Source organism: Shewanella psychromarinicola, assembly GCF_003855155.1.
GTDB classification, from domain to species: Bacteria; Pseudomonadota; Gammaproteobacteria; order Enterobacterales; family Shewanellaceae; genus Shewanella; species Shewanella psychromarinicola.
Genome location: NZ_CP034073.1, coordinates 2,791,500 through 2,806,957, shown reverse-complemented (window position 1 = coordinate 2,806,957; position 15,458 = coordinate 2,791,500). Strand labels below are relative to the sequence as shown.

The following is a 15,458-nucleotide window of genomic DNA, read 5'->3' as shown; positions in this document are numbered from 1 at the left end:
TAAACATGATTAGATTATGATGAACCAAACTAATTCATTACCACTTTACAGTGATGGTATGAGCTTAAACGAGCAGGAACTTATTGCTTGTCAAAGCTTATCGCGCGCGATACCCGATCGCTCATCGCGGGCTAAAGCAACATTATCGGGTCACAGAAACAGCCAGATAAAAGGCCGCGGGATGGAGTTTGCCGAAGTACGTCATTACCAAAATGGTGATGATGTTCGTACTATCGACTGGCGAGTAACGGCTCGTACAGGCGTCGCGCACACCAAGCTTTTTGTTGAAGAACGTGAACGCCCTATTCTGTTGTTAATTGATTTGAGCCACAGTGCATATTTTGGCTCCCAGCTACTATTACAATCAGTTCAAGTGGCCCATTTAGCCACAACCTTAGGTTGGAATGCCATTAACCATGGCGATAGACTCGGGGCATTAATTGCTAGTGAAAGTACTCATTTAGAACTCAAACCGCGAAGCCGTCGCCAAGGGATTTTACAGTTAACCTCAGGACTTATTAATGTTCATCAACAGCAATTAAGCCAAATTAATCAATTGTCATCGGATCCAGGTCACATGTTTAAAGCCTGCCAACGGTTGCAACGTATTGCCAAACCGGGATCACTTATTTGGATCATCACCGACGGCCAAAATATTAACCAACAATGTTTAGCGCCCTTAACTGAATTATCGCGTCACTGTGATATCGGCGCGTTTGTGGTCACCGACCCATTAAGACAAGGGACCTTAGCGTTACCCAAACAATTTGCCTTACCTGTTCGTGATGGCCAACAACAACTGACCTTAACACGGCAAAGTTATGAGGCTTGGTTAGCGGATCAACAAGCACAGCAGCAACAATTTCTTGCCTTAATGAATTTGATCAAAGTACAAGCCAAATTTATTGATGCTGCCAAACCTCTCAGTGCACAATTGGATATTTTACGTTAAATGACCACTCAGAATTTACCAACACAACCAATGCCAATCGATACTAAAGCATCCGCTTTAGCGCAATTGCAAGATATTGCGTTACCCGATCCTATTAGCGCTATGCCTATTGCACTAGGATATTGGATAATCGCGGTAGTATTTGTCGCCTTAGCGAGTTGGCTGAGTTACCGTTTTTACAAGCAACATCAATATCATGCACCGCGAAAAATAGCGCTGGCGCTGCTAGAAAATTATCATATTGACGATGATACCTTTGCTGCACAAGTCAATAGCTTACTCAAACGCACTGCACTAACCTATTTACCACGCGAGCACCTCGCCAAACTCAATGGTCAACCTTGGTTTGATTGGTTAGATACTCGTCTCGCGCCTGGGCAACAACATAAAATCGGTCCATTATTAGTTAAGCGTCATCAAGCGAGTGGCTTAGATCAAACCGAAAATGCACAATTACACCGTTTAGCAAAAGCCTGGCTAAGCAATAAACGTCCTTTTAGTGATGCGACCTTAACATCCAACCATACCCATCAGGAGGCCTAATGTTAGTATTTTACTGGCCATGGTTATTAATCTTACTGCCGTTGCCGTTGTTAATTAAGCGCATCAATTTAACCAATGTCGGCGGACATTTACAATTACCCGGCATCACCACTACGGTTACAAAAACAAACTCAATAAGCCATAAAGGCGGCCGTAAACGTTATTGGTTAATGTGGATATGTCTATTGTTAGCGGTAGCTAGGCCACAATGGCTAGGCGATCCAATTGAATTACCTTCAAAAGGTCGTGATTTAATGATAGCGGTCGATTTATCAGGCAGCATGCAAATTGAAGACATGGTAATAAACAATCAAACAGTGGACCGATTTACCCTGATACAACATGTCCTAAGTGACTTTATCGAACGCCGCAAAGGTGACCGACTCGGACTGATTTTATTTGCTGACCATGCTTATTTACAAGCACCACTGACCCTAGACCGTCGCTCTGTGGCCACATTTCTAGACGATGCACAAATAGGTTTAGTCGGTAAGCAAACCGCTATCGGTGAAGCTATCGCGCTGGCGGTTAAACGCTTTGATAAAGTAGATGAAAGTAACCGTGTACTGATTTTACTCACGGACGGTTCTAATAATGCCGGCAATATTGAACCCGATATTGCCGCCCAAATTGCCGCTAAACGTAATATCACCATTTACACTATTGGTGTTGGCGCAGAAATACTAGAACGGCGAACTATTTTTGGCAAAGAGCGCATTAACCCGTCAATGGACTTAGACGAAGTCCAACTCAAAAAATTAGCCAACATGACCAAAGGTCGTTACTTTAGAGCCCGAAACAGTGAAGAACTAGAAAGCATTTATCAAGAAATAGACAAGTTAGAACCTGTGAGTCGAGATCAATTGAGCTACCGCCCCAAAAGTGAATTATTTTATTGGCCGTTATTAATGTCATTATTAATCAGTTTTTTAATCAGCTTGCAACAGCAATGGCCTGCTCAGTTAGTGCCTAAAAAAAACGCTAACAAAGAGGCGAAAGAGTAATGGTTCATTTTATTCGCCCAGAGTGGCTAATCGGGTTTATCCCGGTGGTGATATTAAGTGCATTATTTTGGCGTAAACATAGCCAGCAATCTGCATGGAAGCAGTATATTGCTCCGCATTTAAGTCAGTTGCTGATCACCCAAACAGTCGATAAAACTCATCAACCTAAATGGTTATTAATTGCCTGTTGGATGATTACAGTGATCGCGCTTGCAGGACCGGCATTGAATAAACAAAGCCTGCCAGTATTTGCTACCGAGCAAGGACGAGTGCTCATTATGGATATGTCCCAGTCCATGTATGCCACTGACTTAAGCCCGAACCGCTTGTCCTATGCTAAATTTAGAGCGACCGATTTACTCAACGAATTAAAAGAAGGCGAAACCGGGCTGATTGCCTATGCAGGTGATGCTTACACTATTAGTCCATTAACCCGCGACAGTGGCACCATTTTAAATTTACTGCCTACATTATCACCCGATATTATGCCGACCAAAGGCTCTAACTTAGCGGCAGCATTATCACTAGCAGAAAAACTGCTGGCTCAAGGGGGCCATGTCAGTGGTGATATTATTGTTATGACCGATGGCATTTCTGCACAACAATATAATCAAGCCAAAAATGCACTCAACGGCCGTTATCGCTTATCAATCATGGCTTTTGGCAGTAAGCAAGGCGCACCCATTCGTTTAGCTGACGGCCAATTACTGCGTGATAATAGTAACGAAGTGGTAGTGACTAAAACCGATTATGTTTTGTTGCAACAACTTGTGCAACAACATCAAGGGATCCTTGTGCCAGCCCAAACCGATGGCAGCGATGTCACAACGTTAACCCACTGGCTAACGTCAGAAGGCGATGCAACCGAAACTGAACTTGTTGGTGAAACCTGGCAAGATCTGGGGCCATATCTTGCCATGTTATTAATTATTCCGATGTTAATGAGTTTTAGACAAGGATTGCTCACTCTAATATTGAATCCATTACTATTACTTGGCACCTTAATGAGCTTAAGTGCCGTCAATAGCCAACCTGCACAAGCCTCAATCTGGCAAGACTTATGGAAAACCCAAGATCAACAAGCACAATCAGCGTTTGAGCAAGGTGAATTTACCCAAGCCGCTGAAACATTCGAGAACCCACAATGGCAAGCCTCTGCGCAATACAAAGCCGGTAATTATCAACAAGCACTAGCAGGATTTGAGCAAGATAACAGTGCAAACGGATTGTATAATCAAGGTAATGCACTGATGCAGCTTAACAATTATCAAGAAGCGATTAACCGTTATCAGCAAGCCCTAGAGGTACGTTCTCCATTTGCTGAAGCACAGCAAAACCTTGAGCTGGCTAAAAAAAGACGAGAGCAACAAAAACAATCTGATCAGTCAAATCAAGACCCATCAGGCGATGGCCAACAGTCAGATGACTCAAATTCAGACAAATCTAAGCAAAACTCTAATTCGTCATCCTCTGAACAGTCACAATCAAATCAACAAAACGATGAGCAAAATAATCAACAAAGCGATGAGCAGAAACAGAACCCGTCACAAAACGAGACTGGAAGCGATCAAGCAGAACCATCGCAAGGCAAGTCAGAGGAAAGTACAGATCAACCGTCTGATCCTCAGCAGCAACAAAGTGATAAACAAGAAAACAGCGACAATAGCCAAGCAGCTGGTGAGCAAGCTAATTCAGAACCTTCACAGAGTAATAGCCAATCTCAGCAAAGTGATAAAAAACCGAGCGATGACAAATCACTGAGTAACGAAGCCAGCATGCAAGCAGAGTCAGGCCAGGCACAAAATCAGCCTACCGAAAAACAACCATTGAGTGCATCATCTACAGAGGAAAGTACAACAGATAAGCCAGCAAGTGATTCTGCTGAAGTGGTATCGGCTTCGCAAATGAACCAAGATGATTTACCTGCTGACATGCAGCGTGCATTACGTGCCATTAATGAAGACCCACAAGTGTTGATCCGCAACAAAATGCAACTTGAATACCAAAAACGTCGTCAAAATAGCCAACCTACCAAGGATAATGAACAGTGGTAATTAGAACCTTTTTTAGCCTATTGCTATTCATCATTGCAGCCCCCGTCTTTGCACTTAGCCAAGTGCAAGCAACCGTAGACCGTAACCCGGTTGTTGCTGGTGAATACCTAGTACTCGATGTTATTGCCGATGATGATCTCAATGCCGGCGCATTAGATACCTCGGTATTGCTCAATGACTTTATTGTCGGCAGAACCAGTGTTGGCCGTAGCACCAAAATGATTAATTTTGACACCAGCAAAGAAACCCGCTGGCAGATATTATTGTCACCTAAATCATTAGGTAATGTCACCATACCTGCTTTCAATATCACTGGCGTTAGCTCTCAACCCATCACTCTAAAAGTGATACCACAAGGTGCTCAGCCAAGTGAAGTACAAAATGTGTTTATTGATGTTGACACCCCTGCATCCGACGCCTATGTCGGGCAATTAATCACTTATAAAGTAAAATTATATCTTGCAGTAGAATTACAGCGCGGAGTGTTAAGTGCCCCCGTGATTGAAGGGGCGCAAGTCAAGCAAATCGGTGATGACAAAGACGGCAGCGAAATTGTCGAGGGTCGTCGCTTTAGAGTGATTGAGCGCACCTACGGTATTATTGCCGATCTCCCTGGCGAGTTGGTGATTAATGGCGCGAGTTTTTCAGGCGATGTGTTAGTGGAAGCAGCAAGACGTGATGGTATGTTTGGTTTTAACGAAAGTCGTCCAATACAAACTGAAGCACAAAGGCAAGTCATTCAAATCAACCCAACGCCACCAAGCTATCAAGGAAAATGGTTGGTCAGTGATATTGCGGTGTTAAAAGAAACCTGGCCAGATGATATCAGCGAATTTGAAGTGGGTAGCCCGATCACTCGCACTATCAGTTTAATCGCTTCCAATACCGATAACACCAGCTTACCTGATATCGACATTCCGCTTGCTGAGGGATTAAAGGCGTACCCAGAAAAGCCGTTACGACAAACTTTTGTACGTGATAATCAAGTGGTATCTCAATACAGTTTAACCACTGCCATTGTGCCAACAAAACCAGGCACCTATACCTTACCCGAGATACGTGTTCCTTGGTGGAATCCGCATCTTAAAAAACAACAATTTGCCACGCTTCCTGCTCGTACCATTAATGTGATTGGCAGCACTGTTACCCCGACAAATATTCCATCAACAGCTCGTTTTACCGAGAATGAATCCGCAGGTTATTGGCCTTATATAAGCGCAATATTGGCAGTACTTTGGATAATCACCCTCATATTATGGCGTAAAGCCGTGATAGCAAACGTTGCCATTAGTGATGAAACACCCAAACGTAAAAAAATACCTACAACAAATGCGACAACGGGATTAAATGCCATTATTCATGCCTGTGATCGTAATGACAGCAGTGGTGCAATAAAGGCCGTACAACAATATTTTAGTCAGTGCTTAGGTCAACCTATGAGTTTGACCCAAATAAGCAGACTATCAACACAGCTTGCGTTTGCCATTCATAAATTACAAGCTGATAGATACAGTAGCCAACCACAAGCAATGGACAAAAAAACGCTAATGGATGCGATTTTAACGTATCAGCAACCATCCATTACCTATAAAAAATCGTTAATTGCAGAGCTTAACCCCTAGTATCAAAAGGCTAGGTAGCAGGTGAATTCTGCTATTTAGCTTGCTATTAAGCCATCCCCTTTTTAAGCTGTTACATATTATTAACTCAATAAAGTTAAAAAATGTTTGATTACCTGCGAAAGAAAAAGTCCGAACCCGCGGTCTTATCTGAGATGCTAACAAAACAACGACGATACGATAGCCTTGTCAGGGCCCTTCATACCGACATTTTTCGCTACGCCTTTTGGCTATGTGGTGATAAACATGTCGCCGAAGATATTACTCAAGAAACGTTCTTAAGAGCGTGGCGAGCGTTGGACTCTTTAAATGACGATAAAGCCGCTAAAGCATGGTTAATTACCATTTTAAGACGGGAAAATGCCAGACGTTTTGAGCGTAAACAATTTAACTACAGCGACGTGGAACAAGAATTACTTGAAGATGTTCGCTCAACAAGTCATGAAGAAGATACTGAACAGTATTGGTTACGTCGTCAAATAGGTAAACTCGATATCGAATACCGAGAACCTCTGTTATTGCAGCTGATCGGCGGGTTTAGCGGTGATGAAATTGCCACCATGCTCGAGCTCAATCGAAATACGGTAATGACACGTTTATTTAGAGCCAGAAACCAGTTAAAAGACGCTCTCGAAGCACCTGAGGTAAGAGGTCAATCAAATGGATGATCTACAGTTTCGTCGCCAAGCATATGGTGACCCCAATAATCAGTCCGATGAATTTTTAGCTCATTTAGCTGAAAATAAAGACGATGCTAAATTTGTCAAAGACCTAAAAGCTTTTGACCATAAACTCATCCAAGCACTCAATATTAGCGTGCCTGATGATTTGGCTGATAAATTGATTTTACGACAGCAATTGAGTCAACATCAAAAGAGTAAAAAACACGCTCGTTATATGATGGCAATGGCTGCATCGGTGGCATTTATTGTGGGTGTCAGCTTTAGTTTATTGCGCTTTACGCCCGTAAACTTAGGCGAAAACTCGTTGGCTCATGTTCACCATGAAACCAAAGCATTAATCATGGAACAAGATATTGGTTTTAATGACGTAAACTTTAAACTAGCCAGTTTAGATGGATTACGTGATTCGAAGTTTATCCAACAACCTGGGCGCGTTTTTTACACCTCATATTGTGACTTCCAAGGTGTCAAATCATTGCACTTGGTGATGGCCGACGAGCACGGAAACAAGGTCACCTTGTTCATTGTTCCCATAGAAAGCCGTATTGTGTTAGAAGAAGCTTTTGCTGATAACCAATATAAAGGTAAAAGTTTTCAAACAGCTGATGCCTATATGGTCTTGGTTGGAGAACCCGCTTCGGATCTTGATTTTATCAAAAAAGAAGTTGAAAACACCTTTATTTAAATCATATTGATGACAATCTAAAATCCGCTACTTCATTGAATAGCGGATTTTTTTACACTTGAATAATTCAAGGTGTGAACTATATTTAACTTCTACAAGCATGTTGGCCATAAAAATAATTCATTGGAAGCCATATGGAAATTCAAACACCGATCCTCATTACCTTTATCGGATACTTGGCTTTAATGATGGGCATTGGTTACTGGGCCTACCGTAAAACCGATACAGTCGATGATTACATTCTCGGTGGGCGAAAAATGGGCCCCGCGGTAACCGCTCTGAGTGTGGGTGCATCAGATATGTCAGGTTGGTTATTACTTGGTTTACCCGGTGCCGTATATTTAAGCGGATTAGGCGAAGCATGGATTGGTTTTGGATTAGTGTTTGGCGCTTGGCTTAATTGGCTATTTGTCGCCAAACGTTTGCGTATTTATACCCAAGTTGCCAATAATTCTTTAACGTTACCCGATTTTTTTGAAAACCGTTTTAATGACTCTAATGGGCTATTAAAATCGATCTCAGCGTTAACTATCATCATATTTTTCACCTTCTACGCATCTTCAGGCATGGTGGGCGGCGCGATATTATTTGAACAAGTATTTGGTCTCGATTATACCGTCGCCTTAATAATCGGCTCATTTATTATTGTTTCATATACCTTTGTGGGGGGATTCTTTGCCGTTAGTTGGACAGACTTCTTTCAAGGTTGCTTAATGTTAATAGCATTAATCATCGTGCCAATATCTATCTTTAGTCAACCAGATACACAAGCAGGTCTTGAAAAAATTGATCCAGCCATGTTGTCATTTATTAATGAAAACACCACGGTTATTGGACTTGTCTCTTTACTGGCCTGGGGATTAGGATATTCCGGTCAACCGCATATTTTGTCTCGTTTTATGGCTATCGGCAACCCGAATGATTTAGTGCTTTCCCGACGTATTGCGATGACTTGGATGATATTGTCGCTATTGGGTGCCTTAGCCACAGGTATTGCTGGCAGTCTTTACTTTGCTGCCGATCCACTTGAGAACTCAGAAACGGTATTTATTTATTTAGCACATGTGGCCTTTAATCCTTGGATTGGCGGTTTACTGATTGCGGCTATTTTATCAGCCATCATGAGCACGATTGATTCACAACTATTAGTCTGTTCCAGTGTGATCACAGAAGATTTTTATCTTAAATGGTTGCGTCCCCAGGCCAGCAGCAAAGAATTAATGCTCGTAGGGAGAATTGGCGTTATCGCTATCGCATTAGTGGCTGGAGTGGTTGCATTCAATCCTGAAAGCAGTGTTTTAGGGCTCGTCAGTTATGCATGGGCGGGGTTTGGAGCTGCATTTGGTCCCGTGGTGTTATTATCGCTTTTTTGGCAGAACTATAGTCGTAATGGTGCGATTTCAACCATTTTGGTGGGTGCGATAACGGTAGTGATATGGAAACAAATGACTGGCGGGATTTTTGATTTATATGAAATCGTACCTGGATTTATTTTTGCAATGTTAATTGGCGTCATCGTCAGTAAAGTATCACCACCAACACAAAAAACTATCGCCGACTTTACGGCTTTTCGTGAATCATTAAAATCATAGTACTTTTATGTAGTTCACTGATCTTGATAACTCAGCGTCTCTCCCTCAGAGGTTGAGTTATTCACTACCGTAATGGCGTTAAGTCACCAAACATCCAAAAAAAGATGACGTTACGTCATATTAAGCCGATTATGGTTAATCGTTATTTGTTTGATTCAACATCATTCAGTATAAATAAACGTTAATTGACATCTCCCCGCCTATTAATTGTCGTATTAAAACTGACGATAATTTACCTATACTGTCATGCTATCAAACACCTACTTCACCATTAAAAATAACAATTAACATAACATTAACAACAACTAACATCTGGTCGGAGTTGTCACATTGTTCACATTTACCTAAAATGCCCTAATTTTTAACCGTCAAATATCTGAAATGAATAAACTTTGTACCAAAACGGTAATAATAAATGGGAAATAATAATGAATAAGTTCCACAAAACCCTTATTGCTCTGGCTGTAGGCTTAATTAGTACCCAAGCATCCGCAGCCGGTTTCCAGTTAAATAGCCAATCAGCTACCGGTATCGGTCGTGCTATGGCTGGAGATGCAGTTATTGCTGACAATGCATCAGTCTTATCTCGTAACCCTGCAGCAATGGCTCTTTTTGATGAAACAGCGTTATCTTTGGGCATTATTTATGCTGATATCGATGTCTCGGTATCGGATGCTGAAGGAAATTTTAACGGAAAAGATGTTGATTTTGGTAGTGAACATCATGCTGCAGAAGCAAAAGTCATCCCCAATTTTTACTATATCAACCCAATTAACGATAAAATGGCTTTCGGTGTTGCCGTATTCAGTAACTATGGCACCGGCACCGATTTAGGCGACTTGGCAAACAGAACCCCTACTATTAACGGCAATGCTGTACCGCTGCCCCCGCCGGTAGATTTATTGGGTAACACCGAAGTGGTTACCATTAACTTCAACACCAGTATGTCTTATCGTGTGAATGATGAATTTAGTTTTGGTTTTGGTATTGATGCGGTTTATGGCAGCGGAACCCTGACACGTACAAGCGAAAACCCACAGGTTGGTAACTTAGTTGATGTTGATGCTGATGGCTGGGCTTTGGGTGGGATTGTGGGCGTGGTTTATGAAGTTAACCCGGATAACCGCTTTGGTCTAAGCTATCGTATTAGCCCAAAACTGACCGCCAAAGGTGATGTAAACTACGTTTACTCTCAATACAATGAAATAGATATTCCTATCGCTGATATTGCTCAGTTTGCCGGTTTCCACCAGCTAACGGATAAATTTGCCGTGCATTATACTGCTCAATGGACTAATTGGAGTGCATTCGACAAAATCGTGGTTAAAGACGGTTCAAATGGTGTCGACCAAGCAGACTTAAAAGAATATCACTGGAAAGACTCGTGGTTCCTAAGTTTAGGTGCAACCTATAACCTCACTCAAGATTGGACTCTACGGGCTGGTATCGCAACAGATCAAGGCGTAGTTAATCAGCATTCATCTTTATCTATCCCTGATTCTGATCGTACTTGGTATACCGCGGGTGTCAGTTACGATTTAAATCAAAAATCGAGCGTTGATTTAGGCATTGCTTTTGTCCGAGGAGAAGATGTTACTGTATTAGAAAATAGCAATCTTCTTGCGCAAGTGCCTGGCTACAACAGTGAGATTTCAGCACAAACCCGATCTAATGCTGTTTATTACTCAGTACAATATAACTACAGTTTCTAATTAGCAGTACTCAATTATTACTATTTAATCATTTGTCTTTACTGTTTTTTTTCGTCCACTCACCACGGACTAAAGAACAGCAGCACCCTTTTCAACTAAGCCGCCTTCATCTTAAACTGGCGGTTTTTTTATAGCTGTTATATCACTGAGTTCTAATTTATAAAGTTTTATAATATATCGGTTGCGTAACAGGCGAAAGTCCATTAGAATTTTCTTATAGACTTCCGAATAGGCTATCAATATGTCTCGCTTATCCAATTATTTATTCCTTGGTGCCATACTCACCACAATAGTTTTACCCAGCGCAGCCCAAGCCTCTGATGTTGATACATTAAAGCTGGTGTATTCCGAACAATATCAACCGCGATTATACGATGCGAAAATTGAAGCCATTAAAGCTGCAACTGTGTCTGCGCAAACCTCGGGACGGATCATGAATATCCATTTTGATGTTAATGACCTGGTTCCACAAGGCGCGGCTTTATTGGAAATTACCAATAAAGAACAAGGGGCTGGATTAGCAGGGGCTGAAGCTGAACTCGCCAAAGCAGAAGCGTTAAACACTGAAGCTCAAGCACAGTATATTCGTTATAAAGCATTATTCCCCAAAGGGGCGATATCAAAAGGTGCCATGGATGAAGCCACTGCCAAAGCCAAATCCAGCAAACAAGCTATCAGCGCCGCTCAAGCACAATTAGTAAAAGCTAAAGAAGGTTTGAATTACACCGTAGTGAGCGCACCTTTCAGTGGTCGAATGACCCAACGCTTCGTTGAACAAGGTGAAACGATATCCTACGGCCAAGCCTTATTCTCCGGTTATGATAATCAACATCTTAGAGCGGTATTTCAAATTCCCCAACAAGATATTGCTCAGGTGCAACAACAAGATCAAGTTACTATTCAATTATTAAACGGCGATGAAATCACTTCGAATGATATCCAAGTGTATCAATTTGCCGATCCTTTGACACACCAACATCAAGTGAGAGTCAATCTTGATGTCAGTAATATGCAAGATGTCATTGTGGGTCAATGGACCAAAGTAATAGTAAACTTTCCAAGCAGAACGAGTTTGATGATCCCATTGTCGGCCATACACCAAGTCAGTGACTTAACCTCTGTGTATCGCAAAAATGCGGGGGAAATAGTGCTTAACCAAGTACGTATAGGCCGAATAGATCGTCAACATAATACTGCTGAAGTATTATCAGGGCTACTGGAAGGCGATGAAATTGTTATCGATGCTGGACGATATTTAATTATGTCCTCAGCAGCGAAAGGTCAGGAGTAAACCTGATGACAACACCAAATGAATCAATGAAACTCGGCATTTCAGGCTCCATAGCAAAGGCATTTCAACACAGTGCTATTACTCCATTATTGGCTATTTTAGGTTTATTACTAGGCCTTTTTGCAGTGATTATTACCCCCAAAGAAGAAGAGCCGCAAATTGATGTCACTTTTGCAGATGTGTTTATCCCCTACCCAGGAGCTACACCAACGGAAGTTGAAAACCAGGTCACCTTGCCTGCAGAACGGATCATTTCTCAAATAAAAGGCATTGATACCCTTTACTCATTTTCTCAGCCCGATGGCGCGCTCATTATCGCTATTTTTGACGTCGGCGTTCCACGAGATGAAGCCGTGGTTAATTTATACAATCAACTGTATTCAAACAGCGATAAGTTTAACCATGCAGCAGGCATTGGTGAGCCGTTAATCAAACCTAGAGGTATTGATGACGTACCTATAGTAGGGTTGACGCTCTGGTCTCAAGATCCAAACATCACTGCAGAGCAGCTTACCTTGGTCGCATCGGGCCTAGAAACCGAACTAAAACGGATACCGGGTACTCGAGAGATTTATAGCCAAGGTGGCCACGAGATGGTGTTAAATGTGCGTATTGATCCTGTCAAGATGAACAGTTTCGGCGTAACGTTCAACGATATTAGTGCCACATTACAAGATAATAACCAACTGTCTACAGTCGGCTCGATGACGCAGTTTAATCAAGTAATAAAACTGCAAGCGGGGCAGTTTTTACAGACGCCTGATGATGTGAATAATCTGCTGATTAAAGTTAATCAGAGTGATACAACAACGGAGAAAAGTCCATTTCCTCGTGCAGTTTATTTATCTGATGTCGCCGATGTGAGCCTTAAAAGTGATATTCCTAAACAGCATGTTTGGCACGTAACAGATAAGGGTACTTACCCGGCTATAACAATCGCTATTGGTAAACAGGCAGGGCAAAATGCCGTCGACATTGCTGATGCCGTATTAGCCAAAATCGATGCTGTCGATAACGTATTAATTCCCGATAATGTCAATGTCGCTATCTCTCGCAACTACGGTAAAACCGCTGGAGATAAATCTAATACACTTATTTTCAAATTGATCTTTGCCACATCTGCGGTAGTACTACTGGTATTTTTCACCATGGGACTTCGTGAGTCTGCCGTCGTTGGTGTAGCCATTATCATTACTCTCGCCATAACCTTATTTGCATCTTGGGCATGGGGATTCACCCTAAACCGAATTTCATTGTTCGCACTTATATTCTCCATTGGTATCTTGGTCGATGACGCCATCGTGGTGGTAGAGAATATTCATCGGCATATGGCAATGAGTGATAAACCCATAAGCGAGCTCATACCTCATGCCGTTGATGAAGTCGGTGGGCCAACTATATTAGCCACCTTCACCGTTATCGCCGCCCTATTGCCAATGGCATTCGTATCCGGACTAATGGGTCCATACATGAGCCCAATTCCGATTAATGCCAGTATGGGAATGATTATTTCGCTATTAATCGCGTTTATTATGACCCCATGGTTAAGCCGCATATTGTTAAAACCTCATAAAAAGTCACATAGCTCAAACAATAAAGCGACTGACACAGGCGTACCAGTAGAAGAAGACAATCGATTAACACGTCTATTTACGCGAATAATGAGTCCTTTTTTACTCGGCGAACATGCGCCAAAAGCGCGAAAAGGCTTGGCTTTAGGGATCGTATTATTGATTGCCTTCGCTATCGCCTTGCCTGTAATGCAAGCTGTAGTACTAAAAATGCTGCCTTTTGATAATAAGTCTGAGTTTCAGGTGATGGTCGACATGCCTGAAGGCACCCCTGTGGAACAAACTCAAAGAGTATTGCAAGATCTCAGTCAATATCTCAGCAGTGTAGAAGAAGTTGAGCATTTACAGTTGTATGCGGGCACCCATGCACCTATGAATTTTAATGGCTTAGTTCGTCATTATTTTTTACGCAGCAGCCAAGAGCTCGGTGAAATTCAGGTCAATCTAGTGGATAAAAAACATCGAGACCGCGACAGTCATACCATTGCATCATCTGTACGCGAGCCGTTGCAAAAAATTGGCCTACGTTATCAAGCCAATATCAAAATTGTTGAGGTACCACCAGGCCCACCGGTTTGGTCACCTATAGTTGCTGAGGTTTATGCGCCTAACACCGAGTTACGTGAACAAGCAGCTAATGACTTATTGCAACGTTTCAGAGATACCGAATACGTTGTTGATATGGATATTTATTTGCCTGCGCAACAACAAAAGTGGCAAGTGGTCATTGATCGAAATAAAGCCAGCTTAATGGGTGTTTCTTACGCCAGTATTGTGGATACGATCAGCACTGCCGTGGATGGTAAGGACGTCAGTTACTTGCATCAAGCACAGTTAGCTCATCCCACACCGATTAGATTACAGCTTGATGAAGCCGCTAAAGTAGATCTAAAGCAAGTCTTGTTATTACGCCTACCGACTCAATCAGGTGAAACAGTACCACTGACAGAATTAGTTAAGGTGCAACAACAAGTGATTAATGCACCTATTGTTCATAAAAATATGGTGCCTATGATAATGGTTATTGCCGATATGGCAGGGCCAACAGGTAGCCCACTTTATGGCATGTTTGATATGGTCAGTCAAATTAATCAACAAAATGAACAAGGTAACTCAAGTTATCCTATTAAACAAAATCTGGTGAATCAGCCAGATGGATTAACCGACGTTTCCATTTTGTGGGACGGTGAATGGAAAATCACCTATGAAACTTTCCGTGATATGGGCATTGCATACGCCGTCGGTATGATTGCGATTTACTTACTCGTTGTGGGTCAATTTAAATCTTATATCGTGCCGTTAATCATCATGGCGCCAATTCCATTAACCATTATCGGCGTTATGCCTGGACACGCTTTGTTAGGCGCTCAATTTACTGCACCGTCAATGATAGGCATGATTGCATTAGCAGGCATTATTGTTCGAAACTCTATTTTATTGGTTGATTTCATTAATCAACAAACGGCTGCGGGAGTGCCCTTAGAGCGAGCCGTGATCCACTCAGGTGCGGTAAGGGCAAAGCCGATTATGTTGACTGCATTAGCAGCAATAATTGGCGCATTATTCATTATTGATGACCCTATTTTTAACGGTTTAGCCATCAGTTTAATTTTTGGAATTTTTATCTCAACCATTTTAACGTTAGTGGTGATCCCCGTATTGTATTTTTCGGTGATGAAAAATAAACTCGTTATCACAGCTAAGTAACAAGATTATGTTGTTAACTGGGCAACGCCCAATAAGGAGCTCGAT

General features: G+C 42.0%; 11 protein-coding genes. All 11 read left to right on the top strand.

Annotated elements, in window-relative coordinates:
• Positions 1 to 16 precede the first annotated feature (16 nt).
• On the top strand, positions 17 to 952 hold the full coding sequence (locus EGC80_RS12345) for a DUF58 domain-containing protein (protein WP_124013627.1): 936 nt from the start codon (positions 17 to 19) through the stop codon (positions 950 to 952).
• Positions 953 to 1,495: a DUF4381 domain-containing protein gene (locus EGC80_RS12340; RefSeq protein ID WP_124013628.1), complete on the top strand. Its 543-nt coding sequence runs from the start codon at positions 953 to 955 to the stop codon at positions 1,493 to 1,495. It begins immediately after the preceding gene.
• Positions 1,495 to 2,499 (top strand): vWA domain-containing protein, encoded by a 1,005-nt coding sequence (locus tag EGC80_RS12335; protein WP_124013629.1) that lies wholly within the window; start codon positions 1,495 to 1,497, stop codon positions 2,497 to 2,499. The genes EGC80_RS12340 and EGC80_RS12335 overlap by 1 nt, the downstream gene beginning before the upstream one ends.
• The gene (locus tag EGC80_RS12330) at positions 2,499 to 4,553 is read left to right on the top strand and encodes a VWA domain-containing protein (protein WP_124013630.1); all 2,055 of its coding nucleotides are present in this window, start codon (positions 2,499 to 2,501) and stop codon (positions 4,551 to 4,553) included. The genes EGC80_RS12335 and EGC80_RS12330 overlap by 1 nt, the downstream gene beginning before the upstream one ends.
• Entirely contained in the window at positions 4,547 to 6,175 is a 1,629-nt protein-coding gene (locus tag EGC80_RS12325; protein WP_124013631.1) for a BatD family protein, read from the top strand. Before EGC80_RS12330 ends, EGC80_RS12325 begins: the two co-directional genes overlap by 7 nt.
• 101 nt (positions 6,176 to 6,276) lie before the next feature.
• Complete coding sequence (locus EGC80_RS12320) at positions 6,277 to 6,840, top strand: sigma-70 family RNA polymerase sigma factor (protein WP_101030234.1); 564 nt, start codon at positions 6,277 to 6,279, stop codon at positions 6,838 to 6,840.
• Positions 6,833 to 7,540 (top strand): DUF3379 domain-containing protein, encoded by a 708-nt coding sequence (locus EGC80_RS12315; protein ID WP_124013632.1) that lies wholly within the window; start codon positions 6,833 to 6,835, stop codon positions 7,538 to 7,540. Before EGC80_RS12320 ends, EGC80_RS12315 begins: the two co-directional genes overlap by 8 nt.
• A gap of 134 nt (positions 7,541 to 7,674) precedes the next feature.
• Entirely contained in the window at positions 7,675 to 9,132 is a 1,458-nt protein-coding gene (gene putP / locus EGC80_RS12310) for a sodium/proline symporter PutP (RefSeq protein WP_124013633.1), read from the top strand.
• 428 nt (positions 9,133 to 9,560) lie between these two features.
• Positions 9,561 to 10,844, top strand: coding sequence for an OmpP1/FadL family transporter (locus tag EGC80_RS12305; protein WP_124013634.1), 1,284 nt, complete (start codon positions 9,561 to 9,563; stop codon positions 10,842 to 10,844).
• Positions 10,845 to 11,085: 241 nt separating this feature from the next.
• Entirely contained in the window at positions 11,086 to 12,135 is a 1,050-nt protein-coding gene (locus EGC80_RS12300) for an efflux RND transporter periplasmic adaptor subunit (RefSeq protein ID WP_124013635.1), read from the top strand.
• Positions 12,136 to 12,140: 5 nt separating this feature from the next.
• Complete coding sequence (locus tag EGC80_RS12295) at positions 12,141 to 15,413, top strand: efflux RND transporter permease subunit (RefSeq protein ID WP_124013636.1); 3,273 nt, start codon at positions 12,141 to 12,143, stop codon at positions 15,411 to 15,413.
• Positions 15,414 to 15,458: the final 45 nt, after the last annotated feature.

What these genes read in the sequence shown, in the direction of transcription:
- EGC80_RS12335 (WP_124013629.1), top strand. Translation starts at nt 1,495, where the DNA reads ATGTTAGTATTTTACTGGCCATGGTTATTAATCTTACTGCCGTTGCCG.
- EGC80_RS12315 (WP_124013632.1), top strand. Translation starts at nt 6,833, where the DNA reads ATGGATGATCTACAGTTTCGTCGCCAAGCATATGGTGACCCCAATAAT.
- EGC80_RS12330 (WP_124013630.1), top strand. Translation starts at nt 2,499, where the DNA reads ATGGTTCATTTTATTCGCCCAGAGTGGCTAATCGGGTTTATCCCGGTG.
- EGC80_RS12295 (WP_124013636.1), top strand. Translation starts at nt 12,141, where the DNA reads ATGACAACACCAAATGAATCAATGAAACTCGGCATTTCAGGCTCCATA.
- EGC80_RS12300 (WP_124013635.1), top strand. Translation starts at nt 11,086, where the DNA reads ATGTCTCGCTTATCCAATTATTTATTCCTTGGTGCCATACTCACCACA.
- EGC80_RS12305 (WP_124013634.1), top strand. Translation starts at nt 9,561, where the DNA reads ATGAATAAGTTCCACAAAACCCTTATTGCTCTGGCTGTAGGCTTAATT.
- EGC80_RS12340 (WP_124013628.1), top strand. Translation starts at nt 953, where the DNA reads ATGACCACTCAGAATTTACCAACACAACCAATGCCAATCGATACTAAA.
- putP (WP_124013633.1), top strand. Translation starts at nt 7,675, where the DNA reads ATGGAAATTCAAACACCGATCCTCATTACCTTTATCGGATACTTGGCT.
- EGC80_RS12320 (WP_101030234.1), top strand. Translation starts at nt 6,277, where the DNA reads ATGTTTGATTACCTGCGAAAGAAAAAGTCCGAACCCGCGGTCTTATCT.
- EGC80_RS12345 (WP_124013627.1), top strand. Translation starts at nt 17, where the DNA reads ATGATGAACCAAACTAATTCATTACCACTTTACAGTGATGGTATGAGC.